This is a genomic window from Zoogloea sp. (assembly GCF_030157465.1).
Classification (GTDB): domain Bacteria; phylum Pseudomonadota; class Gammaproteobacteria; order Burkholderiales; family Rhodocyclaceae; genus Zoogloea.
This window is the reverse complement of the sequence record NZ_JAOAUU010000090.1, coordinates 1-18,397: the sequence shown is the minus strand read 5'-3', so window position 1 is coordinate 18,397 and position 18,397 is coordinate 1. Positions and strand designations below refer to the sequence as shown.

The following is an 18,397-nucleotide window of genomic DNA, read 5'->3' as shown; positions in this document are numbered from 1 at the left end:
CTCACTCATCTATCGTCATACCATGCGCATTCTCCACACTTCCGACTGGCATCTCGGCCAGCACTTTATGGGCAAGAGCCGGCAGGTCGAGCACCAGGCACTGATCGACTGGCTGCTGGAGCAAGTCGTCACGCACAACGTCGATGCGGTCCTGATCGCCGGCGATATCTTCGACACCGGTGCGCCGCCCAGCTACGCCCGTGAGCTGTATGGCCAGCTGGTGGTGAGGCTGCGAGATGCACGTGTCGGGCTGTTGCTGCTCGGTGGCAACCACGATTCGGTGGCGGTGCTGGACGAAAGCCGGGCCCTGCTGGCCTGCCTGGGGACAACCGTCGTGGCCGCCGCCGCAGATCCGGCAGTTCAGGTGTGTGTTTTGCCGCGCCGGGACGGTGAAGCCGGCTGTGTGGTGTGCGCCATCCCTTTCATCCGTCCGCGGGATGTGCTCTTTAGCCAGGCGGGGCAAAGCGCCGAAGAAAAACTGTTGTCACTGCAGGTCGCCATCAAGGCCCACTATCAGACGGTTTTCGACGCGGCCAGCGCCCGACGCTCCGCCCTGGCCACCGACCTCGGCCGGACGCTGCCCTTGATTGCCACTGGCCACCTGACCACGGTGGGAGCCAGTGCCAGCGAGTCGGTGCGGGAGATCTATGTGGGCGCCCTTGAGGCTTTTCCGACCAATGCTTTTCCGCCGGCCGATTACATCGCCCTCGGGCACATTCATCGCCCTCAACCGGTCGGCGGACAGGAACACATCCGCTACAGCGGCTCGCCCATCCCACTCAGTTTTGACGAGACTCGCCAACAGAAGGAGGTGTTGCTGGTCGATCTGGGTGCGGATGGACTGAAGTCGGTGACCCCGCTGCCGGTACCGTGCTTTCAGGCACTGATCTGCATCAGCGGCAACCTGCTGGAGCTGAAGGCGGCGATTGCCGCGGCGGCAAGCGAAGGCACCGCAGCAAAGCCGGTCTGGCTGGAGGTGACCGTCAAGGAGGACGACTATCTGATTGATCTTCCGGCCCGTATCGAGGCCCTGACCGAAGGGCTCCACGTGGAGGTACTGCGCATCCGCCGCGACCGGGGCAGTGCCGTGGCCCGGCTGGAAGCCAAGGTCAGCGAAACCCTGGATGAGCTCACCCCCGCCGACGTTTTTGCCCGTCGCCTTGCCCAGGAAGAGCTCGCCGACGACCTTGAGGCGGCCCTGACCGAACGCTACACGGCAATCGTTGCCGAGCTGCAGGATGCCGCCCAATGAAAATCCTCAGACTTCGCCTCAAGAATCTCAATTCCCTCAAGGGTGAATGGTCCATCGACTTCACCCGCCCGCCCTTTGTGGATAATGGTCTGTTTGCCATCACCGGCCCTACCGGCGCTGGCAAGTCGACCCTGCTGGATGCCATCTGCCTGGCGCTCTACCACGAGACACCACGGCTAAAGAGCATCTCCGCATCGGGCAACGACATCATGACCCGCCATACGGCCGACTGCCTCGCCGAGGTAGAGTTCGAGGTCAAAGGCGAGGTATACCGGGCCTTCTGGAGCCAACATCGGGCGCGCAACAATCCGGAGGGAAACCTCCAGCCGCCACAGGCAGAGCTCTCGAAAGTGGATCCCTCTACCGGGCAGGGCGCAATTCTCTGCAGTCAGATCGCCCCCAAGCTCAGGCAGATCGCCGAGATAACCGGCCTCGACTTTCCGCGATTCACCAAATCGATGCTGTTGGCCCAGGGCGGCTTCGCGGCATTTCTCAATGCCAACGCAAACGATCGGGCTGCGCTCCTCGAAGAACTCACCGGGACCGACATCTACGGGCTGATCTCCCAGCGTGTCTATGAACAAGCTCAAGAAGCTCGTGAACAGCTGAACCAGCTCAAGGCACGGGCCGACGGCATGGAGCTGCTCGACGCCGGGGAGCGCGAGGCCAGGGAGCTGGAGATCAGCCGCCTCGGTGCAGAGCTGGTCGACAAGCAGCGCAGCCAACACGAGACCCGGACCCTACGTCAGTGGGGACTGGATCTGGAACACGCCGGGCAGGAGGCACGCGATACCGACGCGGCCCTGAAACTCGCCGAACAGGCACTGGCCGACGTGGCCCCGGAGCTGCGTCGCCTGGCCGACAGCATGCCCGCGGAAGCGCTCAAACCACTGCACGAGCGCTGGCAGGAGAGCGGACTAGCGGTGAATCATAGCGAAGCGGCCCTGCTCGCCCTGCGTGCCGAGCAGACCGCGCTGGTGCATCAACATGTCAACCAGCACACCCTCGCACGCATCCTGTCGCGCCACATCTCGAATAACGCCGCAAGGCAATCGCAGCAACTTCAGGACGAAAGTCGAAAGCTCAAAGAGGCGTGCGTCGCCCACCCGCAACGTGCACGGCTGGGCGAACGCCTGGGTGCCTGGCGTCAGCAGTTCAACCACGACCAGACGCTGGGCAATGACATTGTCGAGCGCCAGCTTGCCCAAAAAACCCTGTTCAACACGCGGGCTGAGCAGGAAGCCCAGCTCAAGAAACAGAACACCGATGTCGAGCTCGCCAACCAGCTTCGAACCACCGCCGAGCGGGCCCTTCAGACCCTCCAGGCCGAGCAGGGCACGCGTCTCGCCGGCCGCAGCCTGGCCGACCTGCGACAGGCCTGGCAGGATGGCCAGGTGAGCCTGGCCCGCTGGCAACAGCTAGAAACCCTGGCCCGACAGCGCCGGGAGCTGACGAGCCGTCACGAAGCCCAGACCGAGCGGATCCTGCGTGAAAACGCCAGCATCGTCAGCCAGGAAGCGTCCCTCGGCACGCAGCGCGAAAAGCACCGGGACTTGAAAGGCCAGGTGGCTGACAAGCAGAAGCTGCTCGAGCAGGAGCGCCGCATCCAGAGCCTGGAAGCCCATCGCCAGCGCCTCCAGCCCGGCGAAGCCTGCCCCCTGTGCGGCGGAACCGAACACCCGGCGATCGCCGCCTACCAGGCCCTCGACGTCTCGGTCACCGAAGCGGTGCTCAAGGAAAGGCAGGCCGCCCTCGAAACCGTGGTTGAGCAGGGGCAAAAGGCGGCCGGGGACCTCAAGGCTGCGCAAGCTCGACGGGATTCGCTCCTGGCCGAGCAGTTGCAGACGGGCAAGGAGCTGGCCCGTGACGCTGCCGACTGGGACGGCCAGCGCGCCCGGCTGGCCGACACGCCCGCCCCCGACGCGTGGCAAGTCCCGGACGCCCTGCAGGCCGGGCGGGAGCTGGCCGAGCGGGTGCAGGCACGCCTCGGCGCCGACCTCAAGGGCGCCGAGACAGGAGAGGCATCCATCCAGCAGGCCAGCCAGCTCGTGAACACGCGCAGCCAGGCATTCGTGGTTGCCCGCAGCAATCTTGCCTTGCTGCAGCAGGAGATCGATAGCACAGCTACGCGCCTGGCTGACGGCCACGCACAACTGAAGGCGCGGCAACAAGAACGGACGGATCTGGACGCCCGCCTTGTTGCCAGCTTGAATGAGGCCGGTTTCGAGCGGCCGGCCGATTCTGTCGCCTGGCTGCGGGAGCGGGAGGCTGAGTGGCTGGAGTGGCAGCGCAGCCAGCAACGCATCCAACAACTCGCCATCGAGCTGCCGCGTCATCAGGCCGAAAGCAAGGCCGCCCAGGCTGATGCCGAGCAATGGGAAAGCCGCTGGCAGACCTTGGGCCAGGCCGCCGAGGCCCCGCTGGAAGCCCTTGTTGCCGACGACCCCGTTTCTGAACTGGCCCGGACCGCGGAGCGGATCGTCCAGCTCTCCCGGCAGCTGGACAGCCTCACCGGGCGCATTCAGCAACAGGAAAGCACCCTTGCCGAGCAGCGTACGGCCCTGACCCGCACGGCCGGAGACTGGCAGGCCGCCTGCGCTGCCAGCCCCTTCGCCGACCGGGACGCATTTCTGGCTGCACTGCTCCCCGCCGCCGAGCGCCAGCGCCTCCAGCTCCTCAAGGAGGCCCGTGAGCAGGATTGCCAGAAAGCCGCCGCCCTGCAGCTTTCGGCCGGCAAAAAGCTCGCCGAACTACAGGCCCGGGCGCTTACCGACAGGGGGCTTGCCGATCTGGAACGGGACTTGGCGGAACTGGAAGCACAGCTTGCCGACCTGAACGCACAAATCGGAGCACAACGTGCCCTGCTTGAAAAAGACGCCCAGCAACGCCTTGGCCAGCAAGCGCTGTTTGACCAGATCAAGGCGCAGACGGCAGAGTCGGACGTCTGGCAGCGCCTCAACGGCCTGATCGGATCGGCCCAGGGCGACAAATTCCGCAAGTTTGCCCAGGGGCTGACCCTTGATCATTTGCTCCATCTGGCCAACCGTCACCTGGTTCGCCTGCATGGCCGCTATCTGCTGCGCCGCAAGAGCAGCGGAGAGCTGGAGCTGGAGATCATCGACAGCTGGCAGGGCGAAACCTCCCGCGACACCCGGACGCTGTCCGGCGGCGAAAGCTTTCTGGTCAGTCTGGCCCTCGCGCTGGCCCTGTCCGATCTGGTCAGCCACAAGACATCCATCGATTCACTTTTCCTCGATGAAGGCTTCGGCACCCTTGACGGAGATACGCTGGACATCGCCCTGGATGCACTCGACACCCTCAACGCCAGCGGCAAGATGATCGGCATCATCAGCCACGTGGAGGGGCTGAAGGAACGCATTCCCGCCCAGATCAGGGTTGATAAAGGGGGCGGCATCGGCCATTCGCGGCTGTCTTATTAGTCGCAGATCCGTGGATGAGGTCGAGAAGCAGAACGCTCAGGCCGCCGGCCCGCTGTATAGCGCCGCCATTTTTGCGGCCTGGGCCGCGACCACCTCGCGCAGCTTGGGCGGCGCAAGCACTTCCACGTTGGCGCCGCAGCCCAGCACCCAGCGCAGGAGCTGCCCCGTGTCGGGTACGGTGGCACTGACGCGGGCCACAAAGGGGCTGCCTTCGGACTCGTCCTCAATCACCTGGTTGTCTGATAGCGGGCAGTCCCGGAGCAGTTCGGCGATATAACCACGCACGCGTAGTTCCAGGCAAACCTGGCGGTCTCCGGCAAAATCCACCTGGCCTTTTCGAACGGCGTCCTGAAGATTGAAGTGCTCTGAAACACGGGCAGACTCCTCTCCAAGCTTCGCGCTGATGAAGCGGTGCAAGGCATACATGCGCACCGGCTCAAGCTCGTCGTTCTTCATGGCGAAGAGATACAGCCGCGGGCCGCGCTGCAGCAGGGCCTGGGGGTGCAGCACCGGGCGGGTCAGCTTGTCGTCCCGGTCGCGGTAGGTGGCGTGCAGGGTTCGCGACAGGGAGAGGGCTTCGAGCGTTGCGGCGAGCACCTCTTCGCGAATGTCAGCCGGCAGGAGACGCTGGGTATCGCTGAGAATGCACAGCTTGTCGTCGCCAAGACCAAACTCGTCACCCTCTTCCCGCAGTTTGGCCCAGATCCGTTCGAGTCGACGCTCTGGCAGCGCATCGCGTATCAGTGAAGTCATCAGCTTGCGGGCGTAGTCCCACATGCGCGGATCTGCCGCATCGGGATCGATCAGCCGGCGATAGCGCAGGGGTTTTCCATTTGGATTCACTACCTCGATACGCTTCTCCTTGACCAGCGCTTCGAGGTCACGCTGGATTGCCCGGCGGCGTGCGCTTTCGCTGACCAGCTGGTCGTATTGCTCGGCCATGCTGCCAAGCAGCCGCCCGGGATCAGGGCAATCGTTTTTCGACAAATGAGCTGGAATCAGCTTCGCCAGCATGTTCAGCCGGTCTATACGATCCTTGTAAGCAGCCATCTTCACCTCTCCTTCAAAGAGGGCAGAGTACGACATCTGATGACGTACTGTCCTGTTCAAATGCACTCATCGAAGCCACCAGGAGAGTGCGATGAACCCGACAAACCCGAAGCCCCTGTCTTCCAGCGAACTGCTCGCGAAGATCGGGATTAGCCAGAACGACCCCGAGCCCCTGCTGTTTGACGATGAACCGCTCGACTCGCCGCTGGAGGATCTGGCTGCCGGCCTTCGCGAGCGTTTCCGGAGCTTCACCCGCCGCGAGGCCTTTCGGCCGGGTGATGTCGTCGGCTGGAAGGCCGGGCTCAAGAATCGTCGCTGGCCCACTTATGGCAAGCCCGCCATCGTCGTGGAGGTGCTCGAGTCGCCGATTTACGATACCGAAAAGGATTCCGGCGATGCGTATTTCCGCGAGCCGCTCGATCTCGCAGTTGGCGTCTTCATCGAGGAAGGGCCGCATCGGGGGGACTTCGTCGTGTGGCATTTCGATAGCCGTCGCCTGCAAACCTGGACTTCCGAGGAGAACTGATCATGGCCGTATCTTCCAGGTTGCCCCGCGCAGTGCGCCCTTCCAGCCGCTCACCGTGGCGGACCGACTTCAGTACCCTGCCGGCCGAACAGCGCCGCGCTGGCCGCTACGCCCTGCAGCTGATCACCCAACGAACCGAATTGCTTGACCGGCTCGAAGATTCGGACTTTCTGGGCGCCCTGTGGGCGCTTTGTTTGCCGCTGATCGACCCGCGGCTGCTGGTGCAGCTTCAGACCAAGTGGCAGCAGAAAGAGGAGCAAGAAAGCGAGGGCGCCGATGACGCGTTCTGTGACGACGATCTGCCGGATTTCCTCTGCCCGCCCAAACGTCGAAGCCTGCGTGGTCTGCCCAGACAGCGCATGCGCGCCTACCTGGCTGACGTACTCCAGCGGGTACCTTTGCCCGTCTTGCAGCGCCTCGCGATCCAGGATGGCGCCGCGCCGACCCATCCCAGTGTGGCGGTGATTGCGGACTGCACAGGCCTCGACGCCGTTGAGACTGCGATCCTCGATTTTGCCGAGAAGCGCGCCCATACACCGGCCTTCAGTGACTTTCTGCGTGAAACCCAGTGCGCGGGCCAGCGTAAAAACTATGCTTGCCTGGCCGCCGCGATCGATGTGCCGCTGGCCGAAATCAAGCGCGCCCTGGGACGCAAAAGCACCCTGCGCGTCCTGCAGCTGTTGCGCGTCGGCCGTTCCCGGGATGATCTGGAAGACTTCGTAAAGCCTGAAGAACTGTTTAATGACATCCTGATCCTGGCGCCCGAGAACCAGGACGAACTCCTCGCCGCGATCGTCGAAGAAGCGCCCGCATCGCGGTGGACACTGGCCGATTTTCCGCATCTTGACCGTGACGGCCAGCGCCTGCAAAGCGTGCTCGCCCGTGCGGCAGATCAGGGCGCCAAGGGAGTCAATGCCCTCCTCTACGGCCCTCCCGGCACCGGCAAGACCGAGTTTGCGCAAGCGCTGGCCACCACCGCAAAGCTCACCGCCTATCGGGTCAAGACTGCGGACGACGATGGAGAAGGCCTGTCGCGCGAGGGTCGTCTGGGTGCCTACCTGCTTCTCCAGCGTCTGCTGCGGGGTCGCACCGACTGTCTGGTGATCTTCGATGAAGTGGAAGACGCCTTCGGCAATGGCCAAAATATCCTGCTGGCCTTGCTCGGGGGAAAGCCCGCCCAAGGCAGTGGCGAAAAGGGCTGGATGAACCGCACGCTCGAAGAAAACCCGGTGCCGGCGGTGTGGATTACCAACGACGCCGAAAGCATGGACCCCGCCTTTCTGCGTCGTTTCCTGCTGCCGGTCGCCTTCACGACGCCGCCGCGTAGCGTGCGCCGGCGCATGGCCGAGTGCCACCTCGGGGATACCCCGGTGCCGGCGGAACTGCTTGATGACCTGGCTGCCGACGAAGCACTTCTGCCGGCCCAGTTTGGCGCGGCCAGGCGCCTTCTCGACCTTCAGCCGGATACCGATCCGATCGATGTCGTGCGGGGCGGTGTGGCCGCGACACGTCGCCTGCTGCATGGAAGCGCCAGCCCGCGTCGGCGTCAGACCACAACGGAGTTCGATGTGGCCTATCTCAACCTCGCCGGCGGCATCGCACCGGGAAAAATCGCCGAGGCTCTCCAGCGCAACGGCCACGGCCGGCTATGTTTCTACGGGCCGCCTGGAACCGGCAAAACCGAGTTTGCGCATGTGCTGGCCGATGCGCTTGGACGCGAGCTGGTGGTTCGCGCAACTTCCGATCTGGTGTCGAAATACGTGGGAGAAACCGAACAGAACCTCGCCGCCCTGTTCAACAACATCGACGCCGAGCGTAGCGTGCTCTTTCTTGATGAAGTAGACAGCCTGCTGCGCGACCGCCGCCAGGCTCGGCACAGCTGGGAGACGACCCAGGTGAATGAGTTGCTGCAGCAGATTGAGCATTTCCCCGGCATCCTCATCACGGCCACCAATCTGATGGACGGGCTGGATGCCGCCGCCCTACGCCGATTTGACTTCAAGCTGCACTTCCGCCCGCTTGCCCCGGCCCAGCGCCTCGCGCTGTTCGCCCGCGAAGCGCTGGGGAGCGCCGAGGCCGTCGAATCCATCCCGCCGCTGCTAGTGCGCAAATTGCAGAGCCTGGAACACCTCACCCCCGGGGATTTCGCCAACGTGGTGCGGCAACGCAATCTGCTGGACGAGGAATTGGCACCGGAGGAGTTCCTGCGGCGGCTGATGAGCGAATGCCGGTGGAAGGAGCGGGTAGCGATGAGTCCGGCGGCGGCTTGAGCGCGCGGTGGCGATCAGGGGCGCGCGCCGACCCGAAAAATCGGCGCCCCCGAGGAAGATCCGGCACTGCGCGCTCCACGCCACGGTGCAGGAGGCCACCGTTGATCAAATTACCAAAACTCATTCCGGGCACCTCGAAAACCCCTGACTTCCACCTCAAGTGCTTCGTAACTTATTGATTTATAGAGGCGTTATTTTTGGAAAAGAGGTTTTTCGAGGAGCCCTCCGTATAATTTTTTGTGACATTCCCAAACTGAGAGGTAATTCGCAATGAACGCAAGCTGGTACTTCACAGCCCCTTGGGACCCGGTGCCCATGCGGCGTGGCGATGCGCTTGGCCTGCGAGCGGGAGCAGACTACTTCGCCGAGCTCATCGCGCCAGGCTTGAGCAACGCAAGCTCTGACGCCCGGTGGATCACCCTGCTCTCCTGGTGTCTCAAGTGGTCGCACGTCGTGTGGCAAAACACGGGCGGCGGGGATCTCACGCGACGTGATGAGCAGCGCGCTCGCTACGCATGGCTGCGCCCACTGGAGCTTCTGTGGGTGGACCGCACCCTGGAGTCCGGACAGACGTCCGGGCAGCTACGCGGGCGGCGAAGCCTGGATCGCTGGCGCAAGGAAGACCGCAAGTTTACGAATTTCGCGATGAGCCCCGACCAGTTCCGCCGCTACCGGCAGGTCGGCACCTATGGCGCGTACCGGGTCATGTTCCGCACGGTCGCAGGCCTCACGACTGACAACGACGGCTGGACGCCAGATGCCACTGCCCTCAAGCTCGCAGACCTCGTCAACGACAGTCTTCCCAGCGCGGTGCGACTCCAGCAGGAGCACTTCGAAAGCAGCACGAAACGGCGCCATTTGACTGACGATGAAGCGAGCTACTGGGTCAAGCGCGGTTGGCCTGCCGCCTGGGAGCAGGCAGACAAGGGCCTCTTCCCTACGCCCGACGACAAGATCGGCAGCCTGCTTCCCGAACAGGAGCGCGGCCTCCTCAAGCCTGCGCTCTTCGGCGACGACTCGGTTCGGCGGCTGACCGCCGAGACGCTGGCGAGCGCGAAGGGTGCCCGCTCGCATCCTGAGCTGTGCGATGCGCTCGCCGGCTCCGATGCGATCGCGAAAAAGATCGCTCGCGAGTCTCTCGCGCCGCTGCCGGCTTTCACGCGCCTCGCCGACGCCGCGATGGACGCCATGCGCGCGCTTTGGGCGGAACTCAACCGCGACCAGGAAGCTCAGGCGCCTGGAGTCCAGAAGCTCGTGCGCTTGGCCGAGCTACAGTCGAAGCTCGAACAGCTCCACAAAATGAGCAAGGCGTGGCTCAGGGCGCCAGGGCGAAGCGCGTTCCCCCACGCGCAGGTCGCCGACCAGCTCGCCGAGGCGATGCGTGGCGCGATCTCGCCGCTTGAACAACTGCGGGCGCTGGCGAGACATCACGATCAGCACGGTGGCGGGCGGCGCTGGTTCCGGGAGCAGGCCGGAAAGCTCGTTCCCCTCGTCTCGGACACCGGCATCGTCGCGAGTGACTACCGGTTCAGGCTGCGATCCATCTGCCTGCTGGCGGCCCAGTGCGGCGTGGCAGACATGCAATCTGCGCTGAAGGTCATCACCCATGATCACCCCGAACACGATGGAGAACTCCTGTGAGCGCCCCTGACTGGAAAGACGTCCTTCCCGCCCCGCCGCCTGGCGGCCGTCTCCACGAGGCCTGGATGACGAGCTTCGACCAGCCGGACGCCGGGCTCCTCGTCGAGCACCTGCTACCTTCGCTGCTCGGCACGAGCTACACGCTCACGCCAGAGGTGCACGAGCGCACGCTGTTCTTCGGCGAGCTCAGCACTGCGCTGGAAGCGCTGCATGGAAGGATCACCGTAATCTCGTCCTCGCCCCGGGGCGATCGAGAGGCTTCGCAGTATCCGTGGCTGTGGCGCTACGTGGGGCACTTCACGGTGGGAGCGGAGTCGCGTGCCGTGCAGCACTCCAAGCTGTGGGCGTTTCACTGGAAGGTCGAGGATCAGGAGTTCATCGAGCTGCACGTGTCGTCGACGAATCTCACGGCGTCGGCCTTCAAGGGACAAATCCAGGCCGGCTGGCAGCTGACCTTGCCCCTTGGTCCGCGCCCTACTGCGACCGCGCGGAGCTCATGGGGAGCGCTCATCCCGTTTCTGGATGCGCTCGGAACGTCGGCGGGCGCCGTCGCCCAAACGCGGGTCCAGCGCCTCGTCACCCTCCTCTCCCGCGTCGCATGTCCGGCGGACATCACGTTCATCGCGAGCATTCCGGGCGGCGAGAGCGCAGCTCGCCAGCTCGGGCCGTTCGAGGTGTCGGAAATCCACGTTCTGACGCCGACCATCGGCGAATGGAACAAGGGCACCCTCGCGCGCTGGACGAGCGATGTTGGAGTCGCGCCCGATAAGGTCCACCTCAAATGGATCTCAAAGCGGCACCCGTGGGCCGAGAGCGAAGGCTGGACGCTCTCGGCCAAGACGAGCGCCACACTCAAGGCACACGGCGTACAGGTAGAGTGTATGCCCGACGATGCCCGCTTCACCCAAGCCCGCCGCGACGCCGACGCGCGCTGGAGCCACGCCAAGCTGTACCTGCTCGGCAGTGGCAGGAAGCGACGCCTGCTCGTGACCTCGGCCAACTGGAGCGTTTCGGCCTGGGGGGCGGGCAAGACGCCACCACGGAACTTCGAACTGGGCGTAGTTTTTGCGTCAACCTGGAGCGATCTCAAGGACATCGCCGAACCCTTCGATCCGCCCCACACGCTTCCCTTCTGCCTCAATCGAACCGAGGACGATGAGACCTCGTCATCGCTCGAATGGGCCGAGGCGACCTGGGACGGCGAATGCATTGCGCTGCGCGCGCGCAGCACTCATCCCGCCGAGCCGATCAAGGCGACCATCGTTTTCAGCGGTCGCGCCGACAAAGCGCTCACGCTCGGAAACGGAGAGGCCAGGATGCGTTGGAGCGATGCCGGGCGCCCCCCGCTCACGGTGCGCTTCGTCCAGGGAGACGAGGCCCTCGAAGCACACATCCTCGATATCCGGCCGCCTTCGGAGTTCGCCAAGACACCCCTGCCCGAGATCGATCCCGCCCTCTCGGAGGCGCTGCGGGAGGCGTTTCTCCTCCAGCGCTATGGCGGGCCGGTCGTGGATGTCGACGCCATCCCCGGTCTCGGAGGCACGCGGCGGCCGGGGACGGCGGCACCTTCCAGCGATTACGCGGTGCAGGCCTGGGCAGACGCTCGGCGTGCGTTCCATGTCGTCGACCAGTGGCGCGCTGCCCTCGACGCAGCGAAAACCGAGCCGATGCTGCTGGATCGTGTCCGCCTGGATGGCCACGAACTCAGGGCGCTTTACGCCCGGCGGGAGGGGCCCGCCGCCCGCCTCGCCGCTCAAGAACTTGGCTGGCACATTGAGGACAACGTCTGATGGACGATTTTGAGATTGACGCCGCGCAGTGGAGCTTCCTCGACCACCCCGATCGCTACATCAAGCAAGAATCCGGCGGCCTCCGTATCGAGCCGCTCAAGCGGCAGTTCGATACCGCGAAGGATATCCTGGCGCGCCTCGCAGACGGTCGGGGGGTGTTACTCGCCGATGACGTCGGGCTCGGGAAGACGACCGTCGGTGCACTTGTCGCGTGGGCCGTTGCCTGCCAGAACAAGCGGGTCCGCATCTACGCACCGAATGAAGTCCTGCGGCGCCGCTGGGCGGAGGAGCTCGAACACCACGTGCCGATGCTCACGTCGCTCGGCGCTCACAACAATCGCATCAAGCCAGGTGACGTTGGGAGGCTGAACCCGGGACGCATCCAGGTTACAACGCACCATGCGCTGAGCCACGGTGAAGGGCAACAGAGCACCAACTGCGACCTGATGATCGTCGACGAAGCCCACCGCGCCAGAGGTGAGGGTAGCGCCTTCAACAAAGCCCTCAGCAAGCTTGGTGACCGCGCGAAGCGGAAGCTGATCCTCACCGCGACGCCGTTCAGTATCCGGCTCACCGAACTGGAGCAGCTTCTCCGCTTCGCCGGCGCGACCCAGCTCGACGCCATCAGGCACTACGCCAACGAGATGAAACGGCTGTACACGCTCGGCGAGGGGCACGACGCTGTCGCTGAATCCAAGCGCCTAGTACGCGCGGCGAAGACGGCGATCAAGGAACTGCAACCCTACCTGATTCGCCACGGAATCGACGATCTGTTGTCCGGTGAGCAAAAGCATTTTGGTGCTGTCGGCAGTGTGCCGTGGGAGATCGCTACGCCCCCCGCCTCGTCGGAGGACATCCAGCTCTTGCTGCGAATGGACCGCTTGCTCCAGCTCACGCCCGTGCGCAAAGGCGCGCGTCGCAACGATCCGCGCCTCCACGTCGGCTGGCAACACCTGGGCACCGAGCTTGAGCGCGCAGCAGAGCGAAACGCAAACGATGAGGATCCCATCGTGTCGCGTCACATCGAGGAGGCAAACCAGGCACTCCAGGCGCGGCACGGCACGGCTCACCCGAAGATTGCGGCGGTCAGCGAGGCCATCCGGCCGCTGCTCGACGCAGGCGAGAAGGTTCTGGTGTTCTGCCACCACCACGCGACGGCAGCGGAGCTTCTTGTGGGGCTGGAGAGCTCTCTGAAGCTCGAGAACGACATCCCCAGCGACCCTCCCGACGCGGTGTGGCGCGCGGCCTGGACGTCCGTGTTGCCAGAGACGGAGGAGCAGCCCATCAAGCCGATCCTCGACTGGCTGTGCTCAGAAGGCATTCGCCGACAGGTTGCAGGCTGGCTCGGAGATCCCGCCGAGGCGGCGGAGCCCCTTGCCGACCAGCTCGAGGAAATACGGCCGCGCAAATCGGCCCCCAGCGTGCCGACCATCGCCGAATCGGCACGGAGCCTCGTCGCCGCGCTCCTGGACACCCAGTCTACGTCGACCCTTGCCTTGCTCAGAAGCATCGCCAAAAAAGAGCGCGCCTTCGGGGGTACGAGCTCCCACTTTCCAGGCCGGCTCGACGACGGATTCCGGGTCATGGGCTCGTGGGGGCATGATGGACAAGGCGTGCAGCCAGAGACGCTCTACACCGGCAAGGCCGATATCGTGCTCGCCCTTTTCAACAGTCCGTTCGGCCCTGACGTCCTCGTCACGACGGACCATCTCAGCGAGGGCGTCGATTTGCACCGCTGTTGCAGACATCTGATTCACTACGAACTCGACCCGAGCCCCGTGCGCACCCTGCAGCGCAACGGACGCATTCGCCGGGTCGGCTCTTGGGCGGCGCTGACGGGGCAGCCGATCCGCTACGCGTATCCGACCTTCGGCGGAACGCGCGACGAAAAGGCCGTCGAAATCATGAGACAACGCATCAACGCATTCGGCCTGTTGCTCGGTGGCGTCCCGCCCCTTGACACCGACACCGACGCACGCGAGCAGAGCTTCGCGGAGGCGGTTTTACGCTGCACGCGCAGGGGTCTCGAGTCGCTCAACAGAAAACTGGCTGTCCGCCCAAACACAACCGTGAAGATGCCAAGGACTCGGCTTCATCGGTGACCCTTCCGAAGGCTCGCTATCCCGGAAGTGCGGGAGTGGCTCAAATGCGCTTACCACCGTTCAGCCTGAACGTGCCGTCGGTATTCACCGATGATTTTTTGTGGGGGCGACTTCAGTCGCCCCCACAAAAGGGCGTTTATCGACCCGGCTCTGGCGCTGCCTTTCGACGCGCCTGGAGTGAACGGGGAAGCCGTAGAGCTATTAACCCGGTGGGAATCTCCGTAAAGACTTCCAATTGGAGTTCTGCAGGGTGTTGAGCTGGGGAGCTAAGCGACATCCATTGACGCATCTCCATGTTGAAATACTCCCCACCCCTTGATCTACAGATTTATCCGCCTTAGGAGCCCGCCTTGACCTTACCTACCCTGCTCCCCGGCCTGATGCTTGTGCATGGCAACCATCCGGAATCCCTGCGCGATCTGCTAGTTGCGTGGGTTCGGCGCTATCCCTTGGTTCCGTTGGAAACCGAGACCTTGCTGGTGCATAGCAACGGCGTGGCCCAATGGCTGCGTCTGGCGCTGGCCGAGGACGGGAACGACGAGACCGGCGGTGGCTGCGGAATCGCTGCCGGGCTGGACATGTCGCTGCCCTCCCGTTTTTTGTGGCAGGTGTATCGGGCCGTTTTGGGGCGCGACGGGGTTCCCGAAACCTCGCCTTTCGACAAGCCCCTGCTGCTGTGGCGCCTGATGCGCCTGCTGCCGGATGTGATGGGGCAGCCGGCCTATGCGCCGCTGCGCCGTTTTCTGGCGCTGGATGCCGACCAGCGTAAGCGTTTCCAGCTGGCCGAGCGGCTGGCCGACCTGTTCGACCAGTACCAGGTGTATCGCGCCGACTGGCTGGCCGCATGGGCCGCGGGTGATGATGTGCTGATTCAGGCGAATGGAGAACGCCGCCCCCTGTCCGACGAACAGGGCTGGCAGGCCTGCCTGTGGCGGGCGCTGCTGGCCGACGTGGCGGCAGCGGACGGCAGTGCGCTGGCGGGTCAGGGCCGGGCGGCGGTGCATGAGGCCTTTCTGCGCCAGGTCGAGGCGTGGCCCGAGAGCGGCGCGGGCAGCGAACGGCCCGCCGGCTTGCCGCGCCGGGTGATCGTCTTCGGCATCTCGGCGCTGCCGCGCCAGTCGCTGGAAGTGCTGGCCGCCCTGGCACGCTGGACCCAGGTGCTGATGTGCGTGCACAACCCCTGCGAGCATTACTGGGCCGACATCGTCGCCAACAAGGATCTGCTGCGGGCCACCCATTCGCGCCAGCAGCGCCGGGCCGATACAAGCACCGAGATTTCCGACGAAAACCTGCACCTATTCGCCCACCCGCTGCTGGCCGCCTGGGGTAAGCAGGGGCGCGACTTCATCGGCCTGCTCGACGAGCACGACAGCGACACGGCCCGCGCCGGCTATCTGCAGCATTTCGTGGACATCCGCCAGCGCATCGACCTGTTCTCGCCTCACGGCCGGGGCACCCTGCTCAACCAGCTGCAGGACGACATCCGCGATCTGCGTCCGCTCAGCCAGACGCTGACGGAATGGCCGGCGGTGAGGCCCGATGATGACTCGATCCGCTTTCATATCGCCCACAGCGCCCAGCGCGAAGTCGAGGTGCTGCACGACCAGCTCCTCGCCGCCTTCAATGCCGACACCACCCTGCGCCCGCGCGACGTGATCGTGATGGTGCCGGACATCGACGCCTACGCGCCGCACATCCAGGCGGTGTTCGGCCTCATCGACGGCCGCGACCCGCGCTTCATTCCGTTCAGCATCGCCGACCAGGGGCTGCGCCATCACGACCCGCTGGTCAATGCCATCGGCAAGCTGCTCGATCTGCCCAACGGGCGTGTGGCCGTGAGCGATGTGCTCGATCTGCTTGAAGTGCCGACCCTGCGCAGCCGCTTTGGCATCCCCGAAGACGCGCTGCCGCTGCTGCAGCGCTGGATCCACGGCGCCAAAGTGCGCTGGGGTCTGCACGCCGAGCACCGCGAAAGCCTCGGCCTGCCCGACGCACCGGAAGGCAACACCTGGCTGTTCGGCCTGCGCCGGATGCTCCTCGGCTACGCGGTCGGCACCACCAGCGGCGCCTGGCACGACATCGAGCCCTTCGATGAAATCGGTGGCCTCGACGCTGCGCTGCTCGGCCCCCTGGTGCAACTTCTCGAGCGGCTCGACACCACCTGGCGAATCTTCTCCAGCGACGCCGCGCCGGCCGAATGGAGCGCACGCCTGCGTCAATTGATGGCTGATTTCTTCGCGCCCGAAGAGAGCACCGACGCCTTCACGCTGCAGCGCCTCGACCTGGCTCTGGTGCGCTGGCAGGAAGCCTGCGCCGCGGCCCGCCTCGACAGCCCGCTGCCGCTGGCAGTGGTGGGCGAACACTGGCTGGCCCAGCTTGACGACAGCGGCCTGTCGCAACGCTTCTTTGCCGGCACGGTGACCTTCGCGACGCTCATGCCGATGCGCGCCATTCCGTTCCGCCACGTCTGCCTGCTGGGCCTCAACGACGGGGACTACCCGCGCACCCGGGTGCCGATGGACTTCGACCTGATGGGCCGCGACTATCGCCCCGGCGACCGCTCGCGTCGCGAAGATGACCGCTACCTGTTCCTCGAGGCCCTGCTGTCGGCCCGCGAAAAACTGCTGATTTCATGGGTCGGGCGCAGCATCAACGACAACACCGTGCGGCCGCCCTCGGTGCTGGTCGGCCAGCTGTGCGACCACCTGGCCGCCGGCTGGCGACTGGCCGGAGACGAAGCCACGGAGGGCGCCCTGCTCCGTGCCCTGACCATCGAGCATAGCCTGCAGCCCTTCAACCCCGACTATTTTCCAGCCACCGCGGCGGCCAGCCCGCTGTTCACCTACGCCCACGAATGGCGCATGGAAGACGACCGGCCCTCAGACGGCCCACAACAGCTGGCCCCAGTAGGCCGTGGCGAACCCTTGCGTATCGCCGAGATGGCCACCTTCCTGCGCGACCCGGTCAAGGCCTTCTTCCGCCAGCGCCTGCACGTGGATTTCGACATCGACGATCCGGCCAGCGAAGACCAGGAGCCCTTCGACCTCGACGGCCTGCAGAAATGGAGCCTGTGGAACGAACTCATTGTCAGCCAGGCGGAGGCGCTCAACGCCGGCCAGCCGCGGGAGGACGCCCTCGCAGCCACCCTTGAGCGCATCCAGCGCCGGGGCGAGCTGGCCGCCAAGGCTTTTGCTGACGTAATGATCAATGACCTGGCCGCACCAATGGCGGACATGTTCGAGCGTTACGCAAAGGGCCTCGCCGAATGGCCGCATGAGGCGCCTCACGACGAGTTGATAAGCCACACGCACCCGGCCACCGGCCTGAGCATCGACGACTGGCTGCGGGACCTGCGCCTGAATGCAGACGACGAGCGCGGGCGCGTGGTGCTGGAGCCCAGCGACGCCGTGAAGGAGCGTAAATATCAGCGCCACCACCTCATCAAGCATTGGCTGGTGCACCTGGCCGGCCACCTGGGCGGGCAACCGCTGACCACGCTGATCGTCAGCAAGGCCGGCAACGTGCGCTTCGAGCCCCTTGAACCCGCCGATGCACGGGCCCACATCGATACCCTGCTGGCCGCCTGGCAGGACGGCATGCGCCGTCCGCTGCCGCTGGCGATCAAGACCGCCTTTGCGTGGCTCGATGGCTCGACCAGCGCCAAGTCCGTCTATGAGGGCGGCTACAAGCTCACCGGCGAGGTCCAGTCCAGCCCCTACCTGCGGCGCGCCTGGCCCGACTTTGAAACACTGACCGGAGATGGCGAGTTCGCCCGCCTGGCCGACAGCCTGCTGCGCCCGCTCTTTGCCGCCACTTTTGTCGAATCCTCCCGCAAGCGCAAAGCTGCGGCTGCCGCCGGAGAGCAGGCATGACCCCGACCTCCCTTGATCCGCTACGTTTCCCGCTGCGTGGCAGCCGCCTCATCGAGGCCAGCGCCGGTACCGGCAAGACCTTCACGATCGCCGCCCTCTACCTGCGCCTGGTGCTGGGCCATGGTGAAGATGAAACCGCCTTCCCCAGGGCCCTGACGCCGCCGGAGATCCTCGTCGTCACCTTCACCGACGCTGCCACCAAGGAATTGCGCGACCGCATCCGCGCCCGGCTCGCCCAGGCAGCAACTTACTTCCGTGCCGATCCGTCCGGGCCCGGCGCAGACGCACTGCTCCAGCAATTGCGCGCCGACTATCCGCCGGAGAGCTGGGGAGCCTGCGCTCGCAAGCTGCAGCTGGCCGCCGAATGGATGGACGAAGCCGCCGTATCCACCATCCACAGCTGGTGCAACCGCATGCTGCGCGAGCACGCCTTCGACAGCGACAGCCTGTTCAC

10 protein-coding genes are annotated in these 18,397 nt (G+C 65.0%); 9 read left to right on the top strand and 1 reads right to left on the bottom strand.

Features of this window, described 5'->3' with window-relative positions:
- Positions 1–22: 22 nt before the first annotated feature.
- Positions 23–1,252, top strand: a complete 1,230-nt coding sequence (gene sbcD / locus Q1W26_RS11395; RefSeq protein WP_300439969.1) for an exonuclease subunit SbcD — start codon at positions 23–25, stop codon at positions 1,250–1,252.
- Positions 1,249–4,692, top strand: a complete 3,444-nt coding sequence (sbcC, locus tag Q1W26_RS11390; protein ID WP_300439967.1) for an exonuclease subunit SbcC — start codon at positions 1,249–1,251, stop codon at positions 4,690–4,692. The genes sbcD and sbcC overlap by 4 nt, the downstream gene beginning before the upstream one ends.
- A gap of 36 nt (positions 4,693–4,728) precedes the next feature.
- Here sbcC and Q1W26_RS11385 read toward each other — a convergent pair whose 3' ends face one another.
- On the bottom strand, positions 4,729–5,742 hold the full coding sequence (locus Q1W26_RS11385; RefSeq protein ID WP_300439966.1) for a WYL domain-containing protein: 1,014 nt from the start codon (positions 5,740–5,742) through the stop codon (positions 4,729–4,731).
- Between the two features lie 91 nt (positions 5,743–5,833).
- Between Q1W26_RS11385 and Q1W26_RS11380 the strand changes: the two genes are divergently transcribed.
- The 7 genes from Q1W26_RS11380 to Q1W26_RS11350 all read left to right on the top strand — a co-directional run.
- On the top strand, positions 5,834–6,268 hold the full coding sequence (locus tag Q1W26_RS11380) for a hypothetical protein (RefSeq protein ID WP_300439965.1): 435 nt from the start codon (positions 5,834–5,836) through the stop codon (positions 6,266–6,268).
- A gap of 2 nt (positions 6,269–6,270) precedes the next feature.
- The gene (locus tag Q1W26_RS11375) at positions 6,271–8,538 is read left to right on the top strand and encodes an AAA family ATPase (protein WP_300439963.1); all 2,268 of its coding nucleotides are present in this window, start codon (positions 6,271–6,273) and stop codon (positions 8,536–8,538) included.
- A gap of 270 nt (positions 8,539–8,808) precedes the next feature.
- Positions 8,809–10,179 carry a hypothetical protein gene (locus tag Q1W26_RS11370; protein ID WP_300439962.1) on the top strand — a complete coding sequence of 457 codons (1,371 nt, stop codon included), beginning with the start codon at positions 8,809–8,811 and terminating at the stop codon, positions 10,177–10,179.
- A gap of 65 nt (positions 10,180–10,244) precedes the next feature.
- Positions 10,245–11,969, top strand: a complete 1,725-nt coding sequence (locus Q1W26_RS11365; RefSeq protein ID WP_300439959.1) for a hypothetical protein — start codon at positions 10,245–10,247, stop codon at positions 11,967–11,969.
- Complete coding sequence (locus tag Q1W26_RS11360; RefSeq protein WP_300439941.1) at positions 11,969–14,071, top strand: DEAD/DEAH box helicase; 2,103 nt, start codon at positions 11,969–11,971, stop codon at positions 14,069–14,071. Before Q1W26_RS11365 ends, Q1W26_RS11360 begins: the two co-directional genes overlap by 1 nt.
- A 350-nt stretch (positions 14,072–14,421) precedes the next feature.
- Entirely contained in the window at positions 14,422–17,943 is a 3,522-nt protein-coding gene (recC, locus tag Q1W26_RS11355) for an exodeoxyribonuclease V subunit gamma (protein ID WP_300439939.1), read from the top strand.
- Positions 17,940–18,397: UvrD-helicase domain-containing protein (locus Q1W26_RS11350; RefSeq protein WP_300439937.1), on the top strand; the 458-nt coding region annotated here is incomplete at its 3' end. The genes recC and Q1W26_RS11350, both read left to right, overlap by 4 nt.

Excerpts from the sequence above, each read along its gene's own strand:
- sbcD (WP_300439969.1), top strand. The coding sequence starts at position 23 with ATGCGCATTCTCCACACTTCCGACTGGCATCTCGGCCAGCACTTTATG.
- sbcC (WP_300439967.1), top strand. The coding sequence starts at position 1,249 with ATGAAAATCCTCAGACTTCGCCTCAAGAATCTCAATTCCCTCAAGGGT.
- Q1W26_RS11385 (WP_300439966.1), bottom strand. The coding sequence starts at position 5,742 with ATGGCTGCTTACAAGGATCGTATAGACCGGCTGAACATGCTGGCGAAG.
- Q1W26_RS11380 (WP_300439965.1), top strand. The coding sequence starts at position 5,834 with ATGAACCCGACAAACCCGAAGCCCCTGTCTTCCAGCGAACTGCTCGCG.
- Q1W26_RS11375 (WP_300439963.1), top strand. The coding sequence starts at position 6,271 with ATGGCCGTATCTTCCAGGTTGCCCCGCGCAGTGCGCCCTTCCAGCCGC.
- Q1W26_RS11370 (WP_300439962.1), top strand. The coding sequence starts at position 8,809 with ATGAACGCAAGCTGGTACTTCACAGCCCCTTGGGACCCGGTGCCCATG.
- Q1W26_RS11365 (WP_300439959.1), top strand. The coding sequence starts at position 10,245 with ATGACGAGCTTCGACCAGCCGGACGCCGGGCTCCTCGTCGAGCACCTG.
- Q1W26_RS11360 (WP_300439941.1), top strand. The coding sequence starts at position 11,969 with ATGGACGATTTTGAGATTGACGCCGCGCAGTGGAGCTTCCTCGACCAC.